General features: G+C 44.5%; 22 protein-coding genes. 20 read left to right on the top strand and 2 right to left on the bottom strand.

Translation table 11 applies throughout. The features are described 5' to 3' along the window. The 3 genes from DWZ40_RS10920 to DWZ40_RS19300 all read left to right on the top strand — a co-directional run. Window positions 1-558, top strand: a 558-nt coding sequence (locus DWZ40_RS10920; protein ID WP_243035313.1) for a Type 1 glutamine amidotransferase-like domain-containing protein, incomplete at its 5' end; no start/stop codon positions are given. 32 nt (window positions 559-590) lie between these two features. Then, the gene (locus tag DWZ40_RS10915; RefSeq protein ID WP_243035312.1) at window positions 591-2477 is read left to right on the top strand and encodes a DNA methyltransferase; all 1887 of its coding nucleotides are present in this window, start codon (window positions 591-593) and stop codon (window positions 2475-2477) included. Next, window positions 2390-3298, top strand: a complete 909-nt coding sequence (locus DWZ40_RS19300) for a hypothetical protein (RefSeq protein WP_147354185.1) — start codon at window positions 2390-2392, stop codon at window positions 3296-3298. The genes DWZ40_RS10915 and DWZ40_RS19300 overlap by 88 nt, the downstream gene beginning before the upstream one ends. Here the strand turns inward: DWZ40_RS19300 and DWZ40_RS10905 are convergent. After that, window positions 3261-4073 (bottom strand): alpha/beta hydrolase, encoded by an 813-nt coding sequence (locus tag DWZ40_RS10905; RefSeq protein ID WP_118543070.1) that lies wholly within the window; start codon window positions 4071-4073, stop codon window positions 3261-3263. The two genes, DWZ40_RS19300 and DWZ40_RS10905, sit on opposite strands and share 38 nt — an antisense overlap. Before the next feature lie 506 nt (window positions 4074-4579). Between DWZ40_RS10905 and DWZ40_RS10895 the strand changes: the two genes are divergently transcribed. Then, window positions 4580-4801, top strand: coding sequence for a transposase domain-containing protein (locus DWZ40_RS10895; RefSeq protein ID WP_347560074.1), 222 nt, complete (start codon window positions 4580-4582; stop codon window positions 4799-4801). Between the two features lie 207 nt (window positions 4802-5008). Here the strand turns inward: DWZ40_RS10895 and DWZ40_RS10890 are convergent, their stop codons facing one another. Next, window positions 5009-5533, bottom strand: coding sequence for a hypothetical protein (locus tag DWZ40_RS10890; protein WP_147354184.1), 525 nt, complete (start codon window positions 5531-5533; stop codon window positions 5009-5011). A gap of 314 nt (window positions 5534-5847) precedes the next feature. On the opposite strand from DWZ40_RS10890, the gene DWZ40_RS10885 reads away from it, so the two are divergent. The 16 genes from DWZ40_RS10885 to DWZ40_RS10815 all read left to right on the top strand — a co-directional run bounded on the left by DWZ40_RS10885 (window position 5848) and on the right by DWZ40_RS10815 (window position 23437). Continuing rightward, window positions 5848-6759 carry a LysR family transcriptional regulator gene (locus DWZ40_RS10885; RefSeq protein WP_118543067.1) on the top strand — a complete coding sequence of 304 codons (912 nt, stop codon included), beginning with the start codon at window positions 5848-5850 and terminating at the stop codon, window positions 6757-6759. Window positions 6760-6985: 226 nt separating this feature from the next. Beyond that, entirely contained in the window at window positions 6986-8404 is a 1419-nt protein-coding gene (locus DWZ40_RS10880) for an ABC transporter permease (protein WP_118543066.1), read from the top strand. Window positions 8405-8419: 15 nt separating this feature from the next. Beyond that, window positions 8420-9931, top strand: a complete 1512-nt coding sequence (locus DWZ40_RS20080) for an ABC transporter permease (protein WP_118543065.1) — start codon at window positions 8420-8422, stop codon at window positions 9929-9931. A 17-nt stretch (window positions 9932-9948) separates the two neighbouring features. Next, window positions 9949-10959, top strand: a complete 1011-nt coding sequence (locus tag DWZ40_RS19835; RefSeq protein ID WP_118705772.1) for an ABC transporter ATP-binding protein — start codon at window positions 9949-9951, stop codon at window positions 10957-10959. Between the two features lie 3 nt (window positions 10960-10962). Beyond that, on the top strand, window positions 10963-11952 hold the full coding sequence (locus DWZ40_RS19830; protein ID WP_207664508.1) for a dipeptide ABC transporter ATP-binding protein: 990 nt from the start codon (window positions 10963-10965) through the stop codon (window positions 11950-11952). A gap of 50 nt (window positions 11953-12002) precedes the next feature. Continuing rightward, window positions 12003-13850 (top strand): ABC transporter substrate-binding protein, encoded by a 1848-nt coding sequence (locus DWZ40_RS10865; RefSeq protein WP_118543064.1) that lies wholly within the window; start codon window positions 12003-12005, stop codon window positions 13848-13850. Window positions 13851-14021: 171 nt separating this feature from the next. Beyond that, window positions 14022-15470 carry a Sapep family Mn(2+)-dependent dipeptidase gene (locus DWZ40_RS10860; RefSeq protein ID WP_118543063.1) on the top strand — a complete coding sequence of 483 codons (1449 nt, stop codon included), beginning with the start codon at window positions 14022-14024 and terminating at the stop codon, window positions 15468-15470. Next, window positions 15467-16663 carry an amidohydrolase gene (locus DWZ40_RS10855; RefSeq protein ID WP_118543062.1) on the top strand — a complete coding sequence of 399 codons (1197 nt, stop codon included), beginning with the start codon at window positions 15467-15469 and terminating at the stop codon, window positions 16661-16663. Before DWZ40_RS10860 ends, DWZ40_RS10855 begins: the two co-directional genes overlap by 4 nt. Before the next feature lie 268 nt (window positions 16664-16931). Continuing rightward, window positions 16932-17534 carry a thymidine kinase gene (locus tag DWZ40_RS10850; RefSeq protein ID WP_118543061.1) on the top strand — a complete coding sequence of 201 codons (603 nt, stop codon included), beginning with the start codon at window positions 16932-16934 and terminating at the stop codon, window positions 17532-17534. A gap of 60 nt (window positions 17535-17594) precedes the next feature. Next, window positions 17595-19367: a DUF2075 domain-containing protein gene (locus DWZ40_RS10845; protein WP_118543060.1), complete on the top strand. Its 1773-nt coding sequence runs from the start codon at window positions 17595-17597 to the stop codon at window positions 19365-19367. After that, a complete protein-coding gene (locus DWZ40_RS10840; RefSeq protein ID WP_118543059.1) occupies window positions 19364-19684 on the top strand; it encodes a nucleotide pyrophosphohydrolase in 321 nt (106 codons plus the stop codon). Before DWZ40_RS10845 ends, DWZ40_RS10840 begins: the two co-directional genes overlap by 4 nt. A gap of 19 nt (window positions 19685-19703) precedes the next feature. Next, window positions 19704-19880: a hypothetical protein gene (locus DWZ40_RS10835; protein WP_182430438.1), complete on the top strand. Its 177-nt coding sequence runs from the start codon at window positions 19704-19706 to the stop codon at window positions 19878-19880. 486 nt (window positions 19881-20366) lie between these two features. Then, entirely contained in the window at window positions 20367-20834 is a 468-nt protein-coding gene (locus DWZ40_RS10830) for a low molecular weight protein-tyrosine-phosphatase (RefSeq protein ID WP_118543058.1), read from the top strand. Then, on the top strand, window positions 20835-21740 hold the full coding sequence (locus tag DWZ40_RS10825) for a PfkB family carbohydrate kinase (RefSeq protein ID WP_118543057.1): 906 nt from the start codon (window positions 20835-20837) through the stop codon (window positions 21738-21740). It abuts the gene before it with no gap. 60 nt (window positions 21741-21800) lie between these two features. Next, window positions 21801-22541 carry a YkgJ family cysteine cluster protein gene (locus DWZ40_RS10820; protein WP_118543056.1) on the top strand — a complete coding sequence of 247 codons (741 nt, stop codon included), beginning with the start codon at window positions 21801-21803 and terminating at the stop codon, window positions 22539-22541. Beyond that, complete coding sequence (locus DWZ40_RS10815) at window positions 22538-23437, top strand: patatin family protein (protein ID WP_347560072.1); 900 nt, start codon at window positions 22538-22540, stop codon at window positions 23435-23437. Before DWZ40_RS10820 ends, DWZ40_RS10815 begins: the two co-directional genes overlap by 4 nt. Window positions 23438-23709: the final 272 nt, after the last annotated feature.

Raw genomic sequence — 23709 nt, 5'->3', positions numbered from 1 at the left:
ATAAAGGAAGAAATTGAAAATAAGAAAGTCGCATTTATTCCAACAGCTTCGCTGCGTGAAGGCTACACCGGTTATGTCGGCTCGGCTCGAAAGCTATTCAATAAACTGGGAGCAACCGTAACGGAAATTGATATTTCAACGGAGGCTTATTTAACGATACAGTCCGTTTTTGAAGATGCGGATGTGATCTATTTTACTGGTGGAAATTCTTTCTTTCTTATGGATCAGCTCCGTAAAACGGGAGCGAATGAGCTATTGAAGAAGGAATTGGCAAAGGGAAAACTGATGATCGGTGAATCGGCGGGTGCGATTATATGCGCTCCAACTATCCAATATATTGAACAAATGGATGAAAAGCCGGAGGACTACTCACAAGAAGATGATGCAGGGCTTGATTTGATTGATTTCTATGTTCTTCCGCATTATCTTACAGCACCATTTAAGAAGGTTACTGAGAAAATAATGACTGAATTTTCGGATTTGAATCTATGCCCAATTAACAACCGTCAGGGAATTGTAATCGATGGTGAAGGTTCAAAGGTTATTTGCAAAGACTAATTTGAAAATTCCAGTTTTACGAGGAGAACACAGTGTACGCACAGGCAGCGATAAAACCGAATACCTTACTCCGTAACGGTGCATACGGCATCGTTATGAGGGGTGTGCAAAAATGCACCTGTGCGGGTGCATCGTTAAGGGGTAGATATTCCGCTCCGTTATGTTGTATCAAATTAGACACGGCAACAGATCCAGCATGTGGCAGTGGTAACTTCCTTACGGAAACATATATTAGCATTCGTAGGCTTGAAAATAAGGTATTGGCTGAGTTGCAGAAGGGCCAGATTCGCTTCGGATTTGAAGAAGCAAATCCAATTCAGGTATCCATTGCTCAGTTTTATGGCATTGAGATTAACGATTTCGCCGTTACTGTTGCTAAGACAGCGCTCTGGATTGCGGAGAGCCAGATGATGAAAGAAACAGAAGCAATCGTATTGATGCAACTTGATTTCTTGCCTTTAAAAACTAATGCATCTATCATCGAGAGTAATGCTTTGCAGATTAACTGGGAAGATGTTGTGCCGAAAATGAGCGTCAATTATATTATGGGTAACCCGCCGTTTGTAGGTGCACGGATGATGAATAAAGTCCAGAAGGACGATATAGCACTCGTTTTCCCAGGTTGGAAAAATGCTGGTAACTTGGATTATGTTTGTTGTTGGTATAAAAAATGCACGGATTTTATGAAAAATACAGCTATACGCAGCGCATTAGTATCTACCAATTCTGTGTCACAAGGTGAAAGCGTTGCGAATTTGTGGAAGCCTTTATTTGAGGAAGGAGTTCATATTGATTTTGCTTATCATACATTTAGATGGGATAGTGAGGCAAAAATTAAAGCCCATGTTCATTGTGTAATCATTGGATTTAGCATTGCTGTGAATACGAAACAGAAGAAATTATTTACAGAGGAGAGGTACCAAGCTGTTAAAAATATCAATGGTTATCTGCTTGATGCTGAGGATATTTTTGTTGAAAGTAGAAATAAACCGCTTTGTAATGTCCCAGAAATAGGCATTGGAAATAAGCCGATAGATGGTGGATTTTATCTATTTGAAAAAGAAGAAATGGAGGATTTTATAAAAAAGGAACCTGGATCAAAAAAATATTTTCGACCTTGGTATGGATCCAGAGAATTTATAAATCAAGCACCACGATATTGTTTATGGCTTGGAGAGTGTAGCCCAGCTGAACTTAGAAAAATGCCTTTGTGCATGGATAGAATTAATAAGGTAAGGGAGTATCGTCTTGCCAGCCCAAGTGCAGGTACAATAAAATTAGCTGAAAGACCGACGCGTTTTCATGTTGAAAATATGCCAAAAGGAAACTATATTGTTGTCCCAGAGGTTTCGTCGCAAAGACGAAGATATATCCCGATAGGATTTTTTACACCGGAAATTTTTTGCAGCAATCTTGTAAAAATCATTCCGGACGCTACATTATATCACTTTGGAATACTTACCTCAAATGTACATATGGCCTGGATGCGTGTTGTATGCGGAAGATTAAAAAGCGATTATCGATATTCAAAAGATATCGTTTATAATAATTTCCCATGGCCATTACCAACGGAGCAACAGAAGCAGAAAATTGAGCAGACAGCGCAGGCTATTCTTGACGCACGTGCCATCTATCCTGATAGCAGTCTCGCAGATCTATACGACGAACTAACCATGCCCTCAGAACTTCGAAAGGCACATCAACAGAATGATAAGGCAGTAATGCAGGCTTACGGCTTTGATATTAGGACTACTACGGAAAGCAGTTGCGTAGCTGAACTAATGAAAATGTATCAGGAATTAACAGAAAAAGAAAATGCCAGAGGTAGAAAATGGCCAGAGAGGAAGTGTTCGATTATTGCCGCCAGCAATACAAAACTGAACCGGATTATCCATGGAAAGATTACAATGCCGTGTTGAGGCACTCGGATAATAATAAGTGGTATGGTCTGGTTATGACAGTATCTTTCTATCGCTCACCGGACGACCATCCAGAAGCAGTTCGTTGTGGAATTTTAACTGCCGATCACCAAATTTTCCGTAGGGAACGATGGACAGTTTTAAAGATTTTGCGTGTAAAAAGTGAGAGCAGTCCACTGTTTCTTCGATGCGATAATCCCTTAGTTTTAAGCCATTTTTTCGTGTATCAGGAGACGGAGCCGGATATGCGCTTGGGTGCTGCGTCAATTGGGATTATGACTGATGACAATTATAACATCTTTGAGGACGGTATTGATTTGATGGTAGGTGGTCGCATGATGCCTGTACCTGCTTATCCGGAGTATGAGCACAATCCAGAGCTGCTTGAAGATATGGAAAAGATTAAGTATGTGTTGGATGGAGGAAATCTGTCTTACCGGCCATCACCGCATCGTTTTATTCGCACCAATAGACCATCGACTTATGCTATGGATGAGATGATAGAAGAAGCAAAGCAAGGGCCGAGAAGAGAATTTCCAAAACATGGGAAAAGGACAGAATATACTGTTGATTGGCTGGAAGTACGGCGGAAGACCTCATTTGTACCGATCCAGCTGAGGCAAAAGGGTATGTTCGCTTTGCATCTGGAGCTGGCAAGCTCCGCACCGGACATTGAGATTGGTGCTAAGACGCAGAGAATAGAAAACGAGGAAAAAGTTACAGTCGATAAGTATTTATATAGAACAGAAAGGCAGGATTTTGGTCCTGCCTTTTTCATATTTATCAGTGGTTGCAAACAAAGTCCGCCACTTCTTTGTTGAATTTATCTGCTTCGTCCCAGAAAAGCATATGCCCGGAATCCTCGAAGAATACAGTCTTGGCCCCCGGAATGTTTTCGCCAACCCAGGCACTACCATGCCAGTCGAAAATGTTACTCTTTTTGGCAACACAGACAAGGGTAGGCAGGTTGATGTGCGGGATAAAGTCGCGCCAATCCAAATTTGTATGATCACGCATAATTTCAATGCGTGCATAAGGCGGGCACTTATTGGCTTCGGCTGCCAGCATCTTGGCATCTTCTGGATCCGGTGTATGATTTAAGCATCCAGTGATCAGTCCAGCTGCAGAGCCTTCTGGATCCGCTTGAATTCCACAGCACAATCTGATAAATGACTCAACATCATAGCAACCTTTCTGTCCCCATTGCCAATCAGGTCCGATATACTGAGCAGGAGACTGGTCCACGCAAATCAGTCCGCTTAGTCTATCGTTTCCAAAAAGTTCGATGTAGCTCCACCAAATTGATGCGCCCATGGACCAGCCAAGTCCAGTAACATCTTTGATATCCAGATAGTCCAGCAGATTCTTCACATCCATGGCATACCGAGAAATTCTATGGCTGTGCAGAACTTTTTCGGACTCTCCGTGTGCACGTAAATCCATGGTGATCACCTTGCAAGATTTTGCCAATTCATCGACATTCTGCTTCCAGAACTTCGTCGAACAGGTCCAACCAGGCAGCATCAACAGCGGTTTTCCTTCTCCCTGTACATCATAATAGATTTCCACACCATCATTTGTTTTAAATGTGCTCATATAGTAAACCCTCCTTTACCATAAGCAAACGCTACAATTCAGCTACCATCATTGTATCACAATTAATACAAACCAGAACGAAAGAATCTATTAAATTTACTAAAAACCTACAAATAAATAGTATTTTGCCCATGCAGAATTTCAGTAAATCAATGTAAAATCTAACTTTTTACCAGTATCTACTACAATCCGCTTCAAAATCGATTTTATTTTCTATCCCATTCTCCATCATATATATATTAGAAAGGATGGTGTATAACTATGGCAGAAGAACTTCGCATGGTCCAAGACATGGATTTAAGGGGTATATATTAGGGTCAGTGCATTGGTCTGATTAAGACTGCGGACGATATTAGAAATCCCTCCGAATCTATATGCCAGATTCAGAAGGATTACGATAAAAATACGCTCTTTTTGTTCTGTGGTAAGAGAACAAATCGTATCAAAGGTCTTCTCTGGGAAGGTGATGGTTTTCTGCTTCTCTACAAAAGATTAGATAATGGTGCATTCAGCTGGCCGCGTTCTGCAGAAGAAAATCATCCGCTATCATTTACAGCATCGCAGAAACAGCAAAAGCGAATAACTTAAAACCATACGAGTACTTTGAATATCTTCTGACAGAGATTCCAAAGCACATGGATGATACAGACCGATTTTTCTTAGATGATCTGCTTCCGTGGTTGGAAAAACTACCAGAGAACATCCGAAAACCGAAGAAGAGCAATTAAGCGAAGCCGCGAAAGCGGCTTTTGATTGGCAAGGTACTTGCTATGATGCGTTTACGGCAGATGTTATAGAGCTGATAGTATAAGTTGAAGCAACTGCCTCTTTGCCATGCTGGGCGAAGCGGGGCAGTCCATCCGGAAACCAGCGGAGTATCGCTCCCTGGCAGGAGGAATACGAAACGGGGACAACGGACTAACTTCGGTTTTCAATCAGCTTCCATTGATCCATGAGCAGATCCTGTTGTAGAGAACCATATCTTCTTTTGTATAGATCGGATTGTTGTAGAAGTCCATGTACGTATAGTCAACGCGTCCAACTTCACGTTTATTAGAGGAACCGTGGAGAGTCCAATCTTCCCAGCTCATATTGGTATACACACTGAATTCCCATTTTTCATTTTCCGTGTTCTCATGGGTGCAATCATTGCGATAAATACCAGGGGTGAAGCAGCCCATACCAAGTTCACGTCTCCATTGCCCATTTTCACCTGTATACCAGCCATCCGTTGTAACTCCGTTGATCAGTTTGTTCCCCTGTGCATCATAGAAAAACCATGTTCCATCGTATTCCCAACAAGCCTCACGTGGTGCCTGGTAATAGTCGCCGGAAGCAGAAGGGTCATAACTTCCGGCAGCATCGACATGAAGACAGCCATTATCTGGATCCAGTGTGTAGCGGATTGTGCCGTCAGCATAATAATTCGATACGGCAGCATAGGTCCCATCTCTGTACATAAGCATATCCGTCGTAGTGCACCCCATCTTCTTAAGTTTTGTGTCTGCCTGCATTTTCTCATATAGAATTCCTTTCTGCCGATTCACTTTCAGACCGGCACAGCGTTGCCATTTGTTTTCCTATCATCAATATACTAATGGCTTGCGTTTTGGAAAACCAACGGAAATTCACAATGCGCGCATAACTTGACAGAATTTATCAAATGTATTAGAATAAAACAAGTTGATAAAAGAAAAAAGTTAGATTACATGCAAAGAGGCTGGGATCCTACACAGGAACAGCCTTTTTGCGCACTGTACGGGGAGGCGCTATCATGGATATTGTCCAGTTAAAATATTTTAAAGCCGTTGCGCAGACGGAGCATCTGACCAATGCGGCTAAGCAGCTCAATGTGGCACAGCCGGCACTGAGCGTAAGTATCAGCCGCCTGGAAAACGAAATCGGAGTTCCGCTTTTTGACCGTCAGGGGCGCAGAATTAGTCTGAATAAATATGGAAAAATGTATCTCGAGTCGGTAGATCAGGCGCTTACAATTTTGGAACGGGCGCAGAATGAGGTGATCGCGGAGAGTGAGAAGAGTGAAGCGATACTGAACCTTGGACTGGTCAGCAAACTGTTTTCTCATATGGTTCTGATTGGGTTTAAGGAACTTTATCCGAAATGCCGGATCCGTTCGTTTGACATTATGGAAGACGGAATCGAGGAAGAATTGTTATGGGGAGATGTTGATTATGTGCTTGCCAGCTGTTTGAGACAGAATCCGGAAATTACAGAGGAAGAAATTTTTAAAGAGCGGTATTTTCTTGCTGTTTCTTCGGACAGCCCGTATGCTTCCTGTGAAGAAATCAGCCTGTGTGATTTAAAAAATGAAGAATTTATCAGTCTGCCGAAGGGATATGAACACCGGACGATTACCGATGAGCTTTGCAAAAAATACGGATTCGTGCCAAATGTAACAACAGAATGTTTTCATTGCCATATGCCTGGGGTAGTGGCATCGAAAACCGGTGTGGCATTTATGACAGAAAGTCAGATTGAGAAAAACCGGGCAAACCGTCAGCTTGCTTTTATTCCATTTAAGGAAAAGGATTGCATCCGACATTATTATCTTCTTTGGAAAACAGATCGGCATTTTAATAAGGTGGCAGAAGGGTTCCGTACTTACGCCAGGAACTACTATCACAATAGGGGAATGACAGATTCCTGCCGTTGTGATAACTGTTAAGACATGATATGCAAAGAGGCAATTGGAGAAAGGTATCTCTAATTGCCTTTTTTTAGACAATTCGCTGAAAATATGTAAATGTTGACCTGTTTGATTCGTTTTTTTATATAAATTCATTATAATTGTATATTAGACATATTGGTAATTTTTTGTTAAGATATTCTCAACAATACAACATGTGCTTGAATAGAACACGTTGGAAAAAGGTCTGGAGGGATAAAAGAAGATGAAAGACAAATTAGACAAACTGATGAGTCGCGCCTTTGGAAAACCGATGTATCGTTTGGCGATGATCATACTCGGATTTCCGACCATTCTGGTAGCGTTCCTCGCATTCCTGATGAACCGGGGCAAAGAATCTGCAGAATACACTGCAGATATGGATTCGGTCAGAAAGAGTGCAGAAGAAGATGGGACGCTGGAGCGGATTCGCAAGGATGCCCGGTATTATCTGACCAGCAAGTACCAGCATTTTGGAAAGAGTACAGATAACTCACAGTTCCAGAAAGAACTGGAAAAGCAGATCGCAAAAGATACCGAGACAGAACTTGAGGCAAGACTCCAGGCAATGTACACAAAAGAAGGAAAACACGGACGTCAGTCCTTTATCCAGTTTTTGTGCAGAGCCTTAAACAATCAGGGACTTTTGATGTTATCGGTAATTACATCATTCCCAATGTACATTCTGCTTCTGATTTTTGCAAACCCGTATACCCGCTACATATTTGAACGTCTGATCATGATGATCTTTGTTGCGTTCGGTGTTGTTATGGTAGTATTTACGATCCTGCATTTTGCATCATCCAACCCGGCGCTGAATGTACTTGGTGAGTATGCAACTGAGCAGCAGGTTGCAGATTTCAATCATCTGCATGGTCTGGATCAGCCATATATTATCCAGTTGTTCCGGAACTTTAAGAATCTGGCAACATTCAACCTTGGAAACTCTTATCAGGGTAATGAGGATGTTATGGCAGCTATTTTAAGAAAGTTTCCGGTAACGGTAGAAATGAGTGTCTATGCATTTGTTATTGCAGCTGTGATTTCGATTCCGATCGGTATCATTTCTGCTATTAAGCCAAATACCGCATTCGATTACATTTTCATGTTCCTTGCACTGGTTGGTCTGTCCCTTCCGGCATTCTGGTTTGGTATGATCATGATCCTGAATTTCTCGATCAACACACACTTACTTCCGGCTTCTTATGTGGAAGGAAATAAGATATCCCTGCTGATGCCGGCCCTCGTATCTGGAACGCATCTGGCAGCCAGCCTGGCACGTAACACCCGTTCAGCACTGCTTGAAGTTTTAGGTCAGGATTACATCGTAACAGCAAGAGCAAAAGGTTTAAGCAACATGCGCGTGATTTTGAAGCATGCACTTGGAAATGCCATGATCCCGATCGTAACCGTTGCAGGCTTACAGTTTGGCGGAACCCTCGGCGGATCTGCTATCATTGAGAAAGTATTCAACGTAAAAGGTATCGGAAGCTACATCATCGAGAAACAGTTCCTTCCGGATATTCCGGCTATCCTGGGCGGTGTTGTATACGTATCCATCGTGATCAGCCTTGTGAACCTGGCCGTGGATCTTCTGTATGTATACTTAGACCCGCGTATCAAGTCCAGACTGAAGAGCCAGTAAGGGAGGAGGAGAAACATGAAAAGCGAAAATTTCTTTGTGAAAAAAGCAAACCAGAGAAAGCTGAACCGTCATCAGGAGCCCGGATCTCTGGCATTTGCGGCAGGTGCTTCCCTGTGTCTGGCCCTTGTGATTGTACTCATGTCGTTCGATTTAAAAACACGGACCTTTGGAACATTGCCGTTAGCAGTAGCCGGAGTATTTCTGGCAGAGGCACTGATCGCCTTTGGAATCGGAACACTGGTTAATAAACAGATCATCAAAAATAATCAGATCAGCACAGGCCTGCGTCTTCTTGGTATCGTGCTGATTGCAACGATCGTAAACGGCAATATTTTCTGTGCGGTTGCCGGCCTGATGCTGATCAAGAAAAAGAAAAATCTGGAGTATCAGGTTGCAAGCTATATGCTTCTGGTGGAAGTCCTGATCATCATGGTATCTGCCCTGAATGTTTTCAAGCCGTATGTGTGTGACACATTCTTCCTTGGAATGGGCGTTCTGGCAGTCGTGATCCTCATTCATGCAGTCAGCCTTCCGCTGGTAGTTGCTCATGTGAAAGGAAACCGTGCGGATAAGTGCATGATCCCGTTGGGCATTGTACTGATCCTGACGACAGCGACCGGTAATCTGTTTTCCCTTTTACTGGGCCTGATCCTGCTCCGCAAAGCTTATACCAAAGATGATTACGTATCCATTGGCTGGATCGATGTAGTAAAACGTCTGTTCCGCAGCCAGATGGCAGTACTTGGAGCATTCATCATTGTATTCCTGCTTACTTTGTCTGTATGCGCGATTATGACATTTGATTACAGCATTGCAGTAGATAATGATTATTCCCTGATCCTTCAGAATCCAAGCCTGGCGTATCCGTTCGGTACGGATGATTATGGCCGCTGCGTATTTACCCGCGTTGTATTTGGTGCCAGAATCTCCTTAACAGTAGGTATCATTTCTACCGCAATCTCGATTGTAGTAGGAATTATCCTGGGTGCAATTGCAGGTTTCTATTCCGGCAGTACAGACAATATCATCATGCGTGTGCTGGATATCTTCATGGCAATCCCGGGTCTGCTGCTCCCAATCGCAATCATTGCAGCATTCGGTACGAGCACCCTGAATATTACCATTGCACTTGGTGCAGGCGCAATTCCAGGATATGCAAGAACCATCCGTGCATCCGTGATGACTCTTTCCGACGCTGAGTTTGTTGAGGCAGCAAGAGCATGTGGAGCAAAGGATAAGATTATTATCTTTAACCATATTCTTCCGAACTCCATGGCTCCGCTGATCATTCGTGCAACACTTGGTATTGGTTCCGGTGTTACTGCAGTCAGCTCCTTAAGTTACCTTGGTCTTGGTATTGCACCGCAGATTCCTGAGTGGGGCAATATCTTAAAGGCAGGAAGTTCTTATCTGGAAACCAATGCTTATATGGCTATTTTCCCAGGTCTTGCAATTGTAGTTCTGGTACTCGCGTTTAACTTCCTGGGTGATGGTCTTCGTGACGCACTTGACCCGAAACTGAAATAAATAATTAGGAGGCAACCATGGAACAGCAGGATAAAAAATGCATTCTGCAGGTGAAAAACCTGCATGTGCACTATATCACAGAAGAAGAAGAGGTCTATGCTGTCAACGGAATCAGCTTTGATTTGAACGAAGGAGACAGTATCGGCCTGGTAGGTGAGACCGGCGCAGGAAAAACAACCACAGCAATGGCAATCATGCAGCTGATCCCGGATCCGCCGGGGGTAATTACCGACGGCGAGATTTACTTTAAAGGAAGCAATATGATCACCAATACAGATAAGGAAAACCAGAAAATCCGCGGAAACGGTATTTCCATGATTTTCCAGGATCCGATGACGGCATTAAACCCGACCATGACCGTTGGCGACCAGCTTGTTGAGGTTTTACGCCGTCACAATAAAGGCATGAGCAAAGATGAGGCGAAGAAACGCTGCATCGAGATGTTAGAGATGGTAGGCGTGAAGGCGGAGCGTTTTGATGATTATCCGCATCAGTTCTCCGGCGGTATGAAACAGCGTGTGGTAATCACCATGGCTCTGCTGTGCAATCCGGATCTTCTGATCGCGGATGAGCCAACTACGGCACTGGATGTAACCATCCAGGCGCAGGTGCTCGACATCATGATGGATTTAAAGAAAAAGTTCAACATGGGTCTGATCATGATCACCCACGACCTTGGTGTGGTTGCGGAAACCTGTGACAAGGTGGCAATCGTTTACGCAGGCGAGATCGTAGAATCCGGCACGGTAGAAGAAGTATATCTGAATCCGCGTCACCCGTATACCTGCGGTCTGTTTGACTCTATCCCGAAACTGGAAGAGGACAGCACAAAGCTTGTACCGATCGAAGGTATGACTCCGAATATGGCAGAACCGCCAACAGGCTGTTATTTCCATCCGCGCTGCAAATACTGTCAGGAAATCTGCAAGACACAGTCTCCGACGATGACAGAAGGCAGCCACCGTTTCAAATGCTTCTTCCCGTTAGGCAATGAAGTAGATGAAAAATTAGAAAAGGAAGGAGAGTAAGCCATGGGAACAACACTGGAAGTTATTGGATTAAAAAAATATTTTAATGTTGCCAACGGCGGACTTCTCCATGCAGTTGACGATGTAAGTTTTAAGATTGAACGCGGCGAGACCCTTGGTATCGTAGGTGAGTCCGGCTGCGGCAAGAGTACTCTGGGCCGTACCATTTTGCGGCTCCATGAGCCAACCGCCGGCAAGGTTATTTTCGATGGAATGGATATCTGTTCTTTCGATAAAGAAGAGATGCGCCAGATGCGTAAGGAAATGCAGATTATTTTCCAGGATCCGTATGCATCCTTAAATCCGCGTTTTACCATTTCCCAGATTATTGAAGAGCCGTTAAAACTTCACAATATCTATAAAACAGCAGCAGAGCGCAGAGAAAAAGTTGAGGAATTAATGGCACTCACCGGACTGTCAAAGAGAATGTATAACATGTATCCTCATGAATTCGATGGTGGACGCCGTCAGCGTGTGGTTATTGCGAGAGCACTTTCCCTGAATCCGAAATTTATCATCTGCGATGAGCCGGTCAGTGCACTGGATGTATCCGTGCAGGCGCAGATCATTAACCTGATGATGGAACTTCAGGAAAAACTGGGACTGACGTATGTGTTCATTTCTCATGATATGTCCGTAATCAAGCACATTTCTACCAACATTGGTGTTATGTACTTAGGTCAGATGATTGAAAAAGCTTCCAAAAACGAGATTTTCAGGCATCCGCTCCATCCATATACCATCGCACTTCTCTCTGCAATCCCGTCAGTTAATATCCGGGAAAAGAAAGAGAAGATCATCTTAAAGGGTGAGATTGGTTCTCCGGTAAATCCGAAGCCGGGCTGCCGTTTTGCTCCGCGTTGTCCATTTGCTACGGAACAGTGCCGGAAAGAAAACCCGGTATTCCGTGAGGTACAGCCAGATCACTTCGTAGCCTGCCACCGTGTGGACGAAATGTTAGCAGGTAAGTTGCAGTTCCCGGGCAGAAGCTAAAGCGTATATAAAGATTCTATTTATATAAAATTTTTCAAGGAGGAAATACTATGAAAAAAAGAAGAATGGTCGCACTTGGATTGTGCGCAACAGTCGTTGCATCTTCTATGGCAGGATGTGGCGTAAAGACCAAGAGCGACACCACCAAGGCAGCAGCAGAGGCAGCAGGAGAGACAGAGGCTGATCCAAACGCAAACGTAGAGATCGGAGACGTGAATTTAAACTTCCTCTACAACAGCAGTGATGAGAACGTTGCAAACGTTATCCGTGACCAGCTCTCCAAATCCGGCTTCACCGTAAATATGACTGCAGCAGCAGACGGCGCTTCTTTCCGTGAGCAGGAGGCAAATGGTAACTTCGATATTTCCCTGGCAAGCTTCGCAAACCCGGTAGGCACTCCGGACTATGGTATCCGCGGTGTATTCTACAGCAAGGGCGACAGCAACTACACCGGTGTCAATGATGCAGACCTGGACAAACTCATTGACGATGCAGCAACCGTAACCGCTGACAAATATGCTGAGGCATATGGTGAAGTTGAGAAACTCGGCGTAGGAGAAAAAGCTTACTTTGCACCGGTTTATCTGGGTGTAAACGGCCGTGCATTCAGCAATGTCCTGAATCCGGATACCGTTGACAACAACCAGAGATGGGAAGATTTCGATTACGCAGATCCGTCCCAGGATGATTCCAGAACGTTAAATATCACCCAGACTGGTTCTACCATTACGACCTGGGATCCGATCCGTGCCGATGACCAGAGTTCCGGTTATGCACTTGACCACATGTACATCCATCTGCTGACCTTAAAACCAGACTGGTCTGTAAGCACCGATGCTTCCCTGTCTTACAACTATGCGATCGCAGATGACAACAGCGAGTTCTATTTCATCTTAAGAGATGACTGTGGATTTGCAAGAATCGACAAAGACGGAAACGTTTACGATTCTGGCGTGAAAGTTGCTGGTGAAGATGTAGTATATTCCCTGAACCGTGCAAAAGATAAAGATTCCACCCCGATGCACATGACCTACAGCATGTACACCAACCTGGATAAGGTTGAGATGGTTACCGACATTGCAGAACTGGAAGAGAAGAAGACTGCAGACGGTGAGAGCGTAAAAGACGTTCTGGAAAAAGATATTACCCCGATCAGCAATCTGGTAGATTCCAGAGACGCTGTTGACAATGCAGCTGGTAATTATCAGGTAATCCGCTGCACCACTGCTATGCCGTATCCGCAGATCTTAAATGCACTGACTTTCCATGGCGCAGGTATCGTGGACAGTGAGTGGGTTGAGAAGATGAACGAGGGTGTTGATTTTGCTACCTACGATGCGACCAAAGACAAACTGTATGGCGATGGTGTTACCACCAGAGAGGGTGCAACCTTTGACAACCAGCTGTCCTTAAGTGGTACCTATGTTCTGACTTCCATGAACGACTACCAGATGAACTTCAAGGCTAACCCGTATATCCGCACCAACGAGCCGGATTGCGTAAAGATCAAAACTCTGGTAAACAAATTTATCTCTGATAAAGACACAGCACTTTCTTCCTTACGAAGCGGTGATGTAGACTACTGCTACAGCATTAACTCCACCAAATACGATGTGGTAGAGGGTGATTCCAACTTAACCTTAAAGAAATTCCCGGGTATCCGTGTTTACATGCTTGGCTTCAACCTGCATGGCAACTCTGAGGTTTCCAATTCTGTAGATTTAAGAAAGGCAATCTCTTCTGCAATCAACTTTGAGGATGTAAAGGCTGTTCTGGCTGGCAATGCATACGAGTGCTACAGCTTTATGGCAAGCTGCCTTGACTGCGGCAACAAGGTTGACTGGAAACCGGGCGATACCGAGCGTTATCTGAGAGCTTACTTCGCAGAGAAGAAATAAGTGGGAAACCTGTTTTCAAACAAATACACGGTTCGTGCATTTGAAAGAAACAAAAACATATAGGTGATAGAACGGCTCTCCGTCGCTGGCAAGGCGGCGGGGAGCCTGTTCTTTTCAGGGAGATCCGCTAAGATGGCTCCCATATTTAGGAAATGACAGAAGGTTGAAGATATGGAAAAAATGGAACTGATGAATCAGGTTGAACAATACATCAGCGATCACCGTACCGAAATCCTGGAAGATTTAAAAACGCTGGTGCGGTTCCCAAGTGTCAGCAGGGAGGGGGCAGACGGTCTTCCGTTCGGCAAGGAATGTGCCAGAGTATTGGATAAGGCACTTGAGATGGCTAAAGAAAAGGGATTTCAAGTCAACAACCACGATTACTGGTATGGAACTGCTTTTCTTGGCAGTGAGCAGAATGATAAAGGTCTGATCGGTATTTTCTCCCACCTGGATGTAGTTGAGGCCGGAGATGGCTGGATCTATGATCCTTTTGAGCCGACCGAGGTCGATGGCTTTCTGATTGGCCGCGGAGCTGGCGATAACAAGAGCGGTGCAGTGATTGGCATGTATACCATGAAGATCCTGCAGGAACTGAATATTCCCTTAAAGAGTAGCGTGATGCTTTATTTTGGCTGCAATGAAGAGCATGGAATGAAGGATGCAGAGAAATTTGCAAAGGAACATCTGATGCCGGATTATTCCATGGTACCGGATCTATTTTTCCCGGTGTGCCATGGAGAAAAAGGAAATCTGAAGTTTAAGATTATGCCTAAGACTGGTTTTTCCACAGTCCGTTCTGTTTTTGCAGGTGATGCAGAAAATAAGATCCCGGGGCAGGCGGAAGCTCTGATCCCATTTGATGAGAATCTGTTTGCTGCATGTAAAATTCTGGTTGCGACACATCCGGATATCCGTGTAGAAGCAGCGGATGGAATGATCCGTATCACAGCACTGGGCAAAGGCGGACACAGTGCGATGCCGAAGGGCACCGTCAATGCAATCTGGCTGCTGATGCGATTCTTAAAAGAAGTGGATGGACTGCCGGATCATGACCGCGAAATTGCAGCCGCTTACGAAAAGCTGCTTTCCGATACCGATGGCATCGCACTTGGTATCGACTGGTCGGATGAGCCGTCAGGTTCTTTGGTATGTTCTGCGGTTATGGCAAGAACAGAGGGGAATGTCCCGAACATTTTGTTCAGTGCCCGTTATCCGGTTACGGACTTCAGGGAGAGAATTGAGAATGCACTGGAGGCAACGGTGGATTCACAGATGTTTGAGATCCGCATTGTATCCAACAATGATCCAATGTACATCCCGGAAGATGACCACTATGTTCAGACACTCATGAACGTTTACCAGGAGGTTACCGGCAATACGGATAGAAAACCGTATATCATTGACGGCGGAACCTATGCCCGCAAACTGAAAAATGCAGTTGGGTATGGCGGAGGCAATGGTGTGAGCGCAACCTTCCTTCCGGCAGGTCATGGACGGGTACATCAGCCGGATGAGGCGAGAAATATCCAGGGAATCCTGGAGGCGATCAAGATTTATGTTATGTCTGTGATCGAACTGGATCAGCTGATTCAGAAAGAAAAAGGGGCGCAGGCATGAATCTCATCGCAGAACTTGCAGAAAAGTATGAGCAGGATATCATTGAACTGAGAAGGTACTTTCATCAGCATCCGGAAACAGCGTGGGAGGAATTTGGTACGACAGACCGCATTGAGGAAGAACTGAGAAGTCTTGGTCTGACACCGCACCGTTTAAACGAAAATACCGGCTTATGGGTTGATATAAAAGGCGGAAAAGCGGATGGAAGCGAGGTTGTTCTGCTTCGTGCGGACATCGACGCACTTCCCATCCAGGAGATGACCGGCCTTCCTTATGCCAGCCAGACTCCCGGGAAAATGCATGCATGCGGGCATGACTGCCATGCGGCCATGCTTTTGGGGGCAGCAAAGATTTTTATGGAGATCCGGAAAGCAATTCCCGGAACCGTGCGCCTGTTATTCCAACCGGCAGAAGAGGGCGGAAAAGGCGCGCAGGCATGTATCAGACAAGGGGTTCTGGAAGAGGTCACGGCAGTTTACGGCTGCCATGTCGGAGCCGGTATTGAAGCACCGTATTTTAACCTGGAACCCGGTCCGCGAACAGCCAGTGCAGACGATCTGAATATCATCATTCACGGATATGCAGCGCATGCCAGCGCTCCGCACCGCGGACACGATGCAGTTCTTGCAGCCGGCAATGTACTCATGTGTCTGCAGACTCTGGTTTCCCGCCATAATGATCCGTTAAATCCCCTGGTCGTTACCATGGGCACGATAAACGGCGGTCAGAAGCGCAATATCATCGCAGATGAAGTACGGTTGGAAGGGACTGTCCGGACCTTTTCAAATGAATTGAGAAAGAAACTGCCAGATATGATTTCTTCAATCGTACAAAATGCAGCAGCCGTGTGCGGCTGTACGGCAGAAGTGGAGTATATTCCGAAAATCGGTGTAATCGTCCATGACGATCCAAAAACATTGCAGATTGGTCTGGAAGCAGCAAAAAAGCTTTATGGAGAGAATTTCCTGGTGAATGCCGGAAAGGTAACCGCAAGCGATGACTTCGCTGATTATCTGGAGCATGTACCTGGAATTTATCCATCCCTTGGAATCCGCAATGAGGAAAAAGGCTGCATCTATGGTCATCATAATGGAAAATTCTGTGTGGATGAGAGCGCTTTGAAACGGGGCGCGGCGATGTTTGTACAGTTTGCGATAGACTATCTTGCAGATTTGCAGAAAAATAGAAAATAAAAACGGAAAAGTTGGAAGTAAGCGGTGAGGCAGATTGTCTTGCCGCTTTTTTGTTTCATAGGAAATTGAAATTGCGTTCCACGAAACATAGTTTGAATTTAATCTGGCAGAAGCATGTAAGATTGACGAAGTTTCTTTTTTAAGAGTATAATGGAATTGGTTTATGAAAAAGAACACAAGTTTCTGAACTTTCTGTGATCGTGCAGCACAGGAATGAACGGATATGACAATCCCAGAAACGAAAATAAATGATGGAGAAACGATAAAAATGCCAAAATTATATTTCCGATACGGAGCGATGGGCAGCTCAAAATCTGCCAACATCCTGATGGTACGTTACAATTATGAAGAGCGCGGTCAATATGCCGTGCTGCTAAAATCAAGGACTGACAACAGAGATGGGGAGCGTGAGATCAAATCCCGTATGGGTCTTTCTGCTCCGGCCGAATATGTGGATGATTTTATAAAAGAAATTTCAGAAAACTGGAAACCGGAACATGAGGAACATTTGTATCATGGGAAAAAAGTGGATGCAGTTCTGGTGGATGAGGCGCAATTCCTTTCCGAGGGGGAAGTCGATATCCTGTCAGATCTCGTTGATTTTTATGGAATTCCGGTTCTCTGCTATGGTCTGCGGACAGACTTTTTAAACCATCTGTTTCCGGGTTCCCGGCGTCTTATGGAGATTGCAGATGTGATTGAGGAAGTCCCGACGGTCTGCTGGTGTGGAAGACGTGCCCAGTGCAATACCAGATATGCAAATGGAAAAATCGTAAGGGAAGGTGCGCAGATTATGATTGGTTCCAATGAAAGCTATGTGGCACTTTGCAGGAAGCATTATAAAGAGGGGAAGCTGTGGCCGGAGACGTAAGTGTCCTATTAGATTTTATGGAATATTGTAAAAGATGATAATCTGGGAGAGGAAAAGCAAATGAATCATAGTGTTGTAGCCAGGCCGGTCATTCGGCAAATTAGAGATAGCCGGGATTCTTTGGATTTCTTTGAAAACGTAGCGTTGGCAGAAGAAAACGAGAAAACGCAGGAAATTATCCGGGATTTTCCAACGGTGTATATTCATAATTGGCAGAAATCCGGTGATTTTGAAGTATATGTTGGGGAATCAAATGACATATTTAAAAGGACCCGTCAGCATTATGATGCAGCTTCAGATAAATCGAGATGGCAGAGTAAACTCATCGGGAAAGATGCCAGTTTATTTATCATTGGACATGAGCATTTTAATAAATCATTAACACTTGATGTAGAGAATCGCCTGATGCATTATATGATGAGCGTAGAACGTGTGAAGCAGGTACATAATCTGCGTGGCAATCCACAGACAAGTTACTATCCAATGGAAGAACTGGATGAGATATTTGGTAAAATATGGAGAGGTCTGCACAAGGAAAATAAGGACTTGTTTCCAACAGAAAGTTCAATAAAGGATTCGGCAATTTATAAGGCGTCACCACTGCATAAACTGACAAAAGAGCAGGAAAAGGCGCGGGAATTAATTATCGAAAAAGTGGTAAAAGCACTTGAAAATGGTGAAACCAGACAACTGATATTTATTGATGGGGAAGCTGGTACAGGAAAGACGGTTCTTAACAGCAGTACATTTTACGAGCTGTATTGCCAGGCAGAAGAAAATCATAAAGAATTGAACTGCTATTTGTTAGTGAATCATGACGAGCAGATCACGGTGTATGAGCAAATTGCAGAAAAACTGGGCTTGACGGAAAAGTATGGGAACATTATTAGTAAACCTACCACGTTTATTAATAATCATTCAGCGGACGATCCGGTAGATGTAGCATTTATTGATGAAGCGCACTTGCTGCTTACTCAGGGCAAACAATCATACAGGGGAGAAAATCAGCTGAAGGATATTATTGACAGGGCACGAGTGACCGTTGTAATGTTTGATGAAAATCAAATTCTTACAACAGAGCAGTTTTGGGAAGCGCAGACTCTGGAACGATACCGAAAACAGGCGAAAATGGCGCACAATTATATGGTATTGGATAAACAACTGCGTATGCAGGTAGATGCAAAAACCATGGATTGGATTGATTCGTTTACCAAAAAACAAGTATTAAAGAAGATACCAAATACGCCGGGTGGATATAGTATCTTAGTTTTTGATAAACCGGAATTGCTTGATCTGGAAATTAAAAAGAGGGCAAGTGAGAATGATTCCGCATTATCAAGAGTTATAGCAACATATGATTGGGAATATAGTAAGAATCACAAGCCGGAAGATCGCATGATGAAATATTGGGAAGTGTTTATAGGAAAATGGCACAAACCATGGAACAGGGAACTGGAGACCGGGCTTTCCAGAAAAGAAAAACAAAGTATAAAAGGATTAGCATGGGCAGAACAGCCACAGACAATTAATGAAGTGGGATCTACTTTTACGATTCAGGGATTTGACTTAAATTATGCGGGAGTAATTCTTGGACCTTCCGTAAAATACAGAAATGGAAAGATTGTATTTGATCCATCGGCCAGCCATAATGAAAAGGCAGTTCGAAACAGGACTTTATCGGATGGAACAAAACAGAAATTTGGTGAAACCCTGATTCAGCACGAAGTGAGAGTTCTCATGACACGTGGAGTAAATGGAATGTACATATATGCATGTGATCCGGAGCTTCGGGCAGCGCTGCTTTCTGCAGCAAAAGAAGAGGAGTATTTATGAAACAGGAGACGATAGAAAGAATCCGGAAATTTACAGAAGACCGGGACTGGGATCAGTTTCATTCACCGGCAAATCTGGCAAAATCAATCGTTATTGAAGCAGCAGAATTATTAGAGTGTTTTCAGTGGTCGGATGAGAAATATGATTTACAGCATGTCAAAGAGGAACTGGCTGACGTAATGGTGTACAGTCAGAATCTGCTGGATAAACTCGGTCTTGATGCAGATGAGATTGTGAATATGAAAATGACTCAGAATGAGACGAAGTATCCGGTAGAGAAGGCAAAAGGAAAAGCGGAAAAATACGATCAGTTGTAATAAAGAAAGAGGAAAGACAATGGAAGAAGATTTTGAAGGTGCTGAAGATGAGATAAGAAATGCTTATGAGAAAAGACGAAAAGGTGATAATAAAAATGCAATATTAGGAGTTGGCGGGAGTTATTGTAAATACCGAACATACCAGGCAGGCAATAACCAAGGACCAGATGAAAAAGTTTTTGAAGTTCGTCCATGATGATAATGTGTACTACAAATACTACGCTGTTTTCTATATTCTCTTCCATACAGGACTTACAAGAGAATGCTGCTCAGGTTATTCAGCAACTTGGGTGCGCAGATTATGCAGAATATAAAGTAATACCATACATGTGTATGAATAAGGTACTGATTTCAAGATATAAAAAAATAGCATTTCCTATCGTATCGTATCCAGAATTAGAGGAAATTATTTCTGGTGTCATAAGGGAATAATATTTTTACATATCAACTTATAAAAAACTGCACCCTCTATCTTTATAATCGTTAAAAGGTTCAAAAACCTCGGTAGTCTGCACCCCCCCTAAACTGACTACCAATTGACTACTACAGACTATTACACTTGGTCTCGAACTGCCGTATTTTGCCACTTTCACTACAGTTTCCGGAAAACTGTAACTCTTGAAGAAATCCAAAAAAGTGCGTAAAATAGGGCAAAACGAAGCATTTCAGGAGGAAAAATACAATGATAAAAGTCCTATTCATCTGCCACGGCAACATCTGCCGCTCCACAATGGCCCAGAGCCTTTTCACCCACCTCGTCACCCAGTCCGGTCTCGCCGATCAGTTCGAGATCGATTCCGCGGCTACCAGCCGCGAAGAAATCGGCAATCCGCCGCATTACGGCACGGTGGAGAAATTGCGTCAGAAACACATCCCGTTAATCCCGCACCATGCGCGTCAGATGACGGCGGAGGATTACCGGTATTACAATTATCTGATCGGTATGGACACGGCGAATATCCGAAATATGACACGGATTGCAGGTGGCACAGATAAAGACCAGAAGATTTATAAGCTTTTGACGTTTGCGGGAAGCGGGCGCGATGTGGCGGATCCGTGGTATACGGGTGATTTTGATGCGACATTTGAGGATGTTATGGCGGGATGCACCGGGTTACTGGAGAAAATCCGCAGAGAGGAACACATATAGATGGACAATAAGACAGCAGGAGTCAGAGAACAGGCAGAAAAGACAAGGCAGTTTCGGAGTGAGTTGAATCATCACCCCAAACGCATTGTCCTTTTCAATGATCTTCCCGGTTATGGAAAGGTGGCACTTGCGGCTATGGTGCCGCTTTTTTCCCGTATGGGTCATTTCCCATATCAGGTACCAACTGCAGTGGTCTCCAACACATTGGATTTTGGAAAGTTCCGTATTCAGGATATGACGGATTATATGCGGGATACGATCAAGGTGTGGGACGAGCTTGGGTTTGATCCGGATTGTATCTGTACTGGTTTTGTACTTTCTGAGGAGCAGGTAGAACTGATCGGGGATTATATCAAAAGTAGGAAGCCGAAGGAACGTCTGGTGATGGTGGATCCGATTATGGCAGATGGCGGAAAGTTGTATAATGGGATTGGCATGGAGCGTGTGGCTGCCATGCGAAAGCTGGTCAGCTATTCGGATGTGATGGTTCCGAACATGACGGAAGCTGGTTTCTTGACAGGAATTTGTCCGGGACGGGAGACTGCCACGGCGGGAGAATTGCAGGAACTGATGAATGGACTTCACCGACTTTCTGGAAAGTCCGTGGTGATTACCAGTGCGCAGGACTCGGAGACGGGAGAGCATCTGGTCTGCGGTTATGATCACAGGCTGAACCAGTATTTCCGTGTGTCGTTTATGTATCTTCCGGTGCGTGTTGCTGGAAGCGGGGATATTTTTTCTACGGTTATGACGGGAAAACTGTTAAATGGGAAAAGTTTGGAGACTGCAGTGCGGGAGGCAGTGCGTGTACTGACTGCATTGATCCGGGAAAATCAGGAACACCTGGATGAGTACAAGGGAATCCTGGTGGAGAAATACTGGGAATTACTGGAATCGTCAAATTAGTAATTAGCCATACCCAGGTAGAATAGGAAGCAAAGAAGCATAGAGCGGGAGGAATTAGGAGTGCTGAGAGAAGTGAGTCTGGAAGAAATTTCAGATGGAAGATTATACACATTAAATGATATGGCAAAGCTGGGATGTAATGACTGTGCTGGTTGTTCTTCCTGCTGCCGCGGCATGGGCAATACGATCGTGCTGGATCCGTATGATGTCTGGCGGCTGACGGGAGGTCTTGGTGTGTCTTTGCAGCAGCTTTTAGCGGGGCATCTGGAGCTGAATGTAGTGGATGGAATTATCCTGCCGAACTTAAAACTGGCTGGGGATTCGGAGCAGTGTACGTTTTTAAATGGGGAAGGCCGCTGCAGCATTCATCCGCACCGTCCGGGAATCTGCCGGCTGTTTCCGCTTGGCCGGTATTATGAGGAAGATGGATTCCACTATATTTTGCAGACGCACGAGTGCGAAAAGCAGAACCGTACAAAGGTAAAAATCCGAAAATGGATGGATACCCCGGATATGGAACGATATGATGCGTTTATTGTGGACTGGCACGCGTTTCTAAAAAAGCTGCGGGAACGCCTGCTGCCGGATACAGGTGCCGGACCGAAGCAGAGAGAGACCACGGAAGCAGCACCCAAAACATCAGAAACAGCTTCAGAGACCGACCGGGAAGCCCTGGCCAGGTCCATCAGCATGTACATTTTACAGCAGTTTTATCTGCTTCCTTATGACACCAGCCGGGACTTTTACAGGCAGTATGAGACCCGCATGGCAGCGGCAAAAGAATGGAGTGAGAAGTTATGAGCAGCAACCGTAATGACGATATGATAAAAACAGGACTGGTCCTGGAAGGCGGTGGCATGCGCGGCATGTATACGGATGGAATCCTGGATGTCTTTATGGACCACGGGATTTCTTTTGACGGAGTCATCGGTGTTTCAGCCGGGGCAATCCATGGCTCCAGCTTTGTGTCCGGACAGAAAGGGCGAAACATCCGCTATTACAAAAAATATATCCGTGATAACCGGTTTATCAGCATGAAAAATCTTATAAAGACCGGAGATATTGCGGAGGTTCAGTTCTGCTATCATGATCTGCCGGAAAAGCTGGATCTTTACGATTATGATGCATTTAACCGGTCGAAAACGGAGTTTTACGCAGTATGTAGCAATGTGGAGACGGGGCAGCCGGAGTATATCCGTATTACGGATATGAAGGGACAGATCGATGTGATCCGGGCTTCGGCATCGCTTCCATACGTTTCCAGATTGGTGGAGTATGATGGAATGAAGCTTCTGGACGGTGGCTGCACGGACAGCATTCCGCTCATGGAGTTTCGGAAGATGGGATTTTCCAAAAATGTGGTGATCCTGACCAGACCGAAGGGCTACCGGAAGGAACCAGAGCAGCTGGCTATGGCAAAAATCCGTTACCGGAAATATCCGGCTTTTGTGGAAGCGCTGTCTCATCGTCATGAGCGTTACAATGAAACGGTGGAGCAGATCGAACAGTTGGAGAAGGCTGGTGAGATTTTTGTGCTGCGGCCGGATAAGCCGTTGGAGATTGGCCGTCTGGAACGAAGCCCGGAAAAACTGCAGCAGGTATATGAGATTGGAAGGCGGGATGCGCTGATGAAATTGCGGGATTTGAAGTATTGGCTGCAGCAGGATGAAGCAGGAACAAAGCAGCCATTGCAATAACTGGTCATCAAGCCCTGCAGCACCAAAGAAGAAAATCTACAGCATCATAGTAGAAATAAGACTATAGCAAAACCTATAGCAAAAACCTATAGCTTTTATATTATATATAGTATTTTACAAATACTGAGAAAAGGTGCATAATAAAGCCATCGAAAGAAAAAGCCGGATGCAGGAAAGCTGGAAGCAAGATAGTGAAAAGCAGGATAGCGAACAGCAAGAGAGCTGAAACAGAAAGCATGAAAAGCCGGCTTGAAACTAAGAAACCACACATT

Origin of the sequence: Clostridium sp. AF32-12BH (assembly GCF_003477935.1) — a bacterium.
Classification (GTDB): domain Bacteria; phylum Bacillota; class Clostridia; order Lachnospirales; family Lachnospiraceae; genus Brotaphodocola.
The sequence above is the reverse complement of the archived record's forward strand: the minus strand, read 5'-3'. Positions and strand labels throughout refer to the sequence as shown.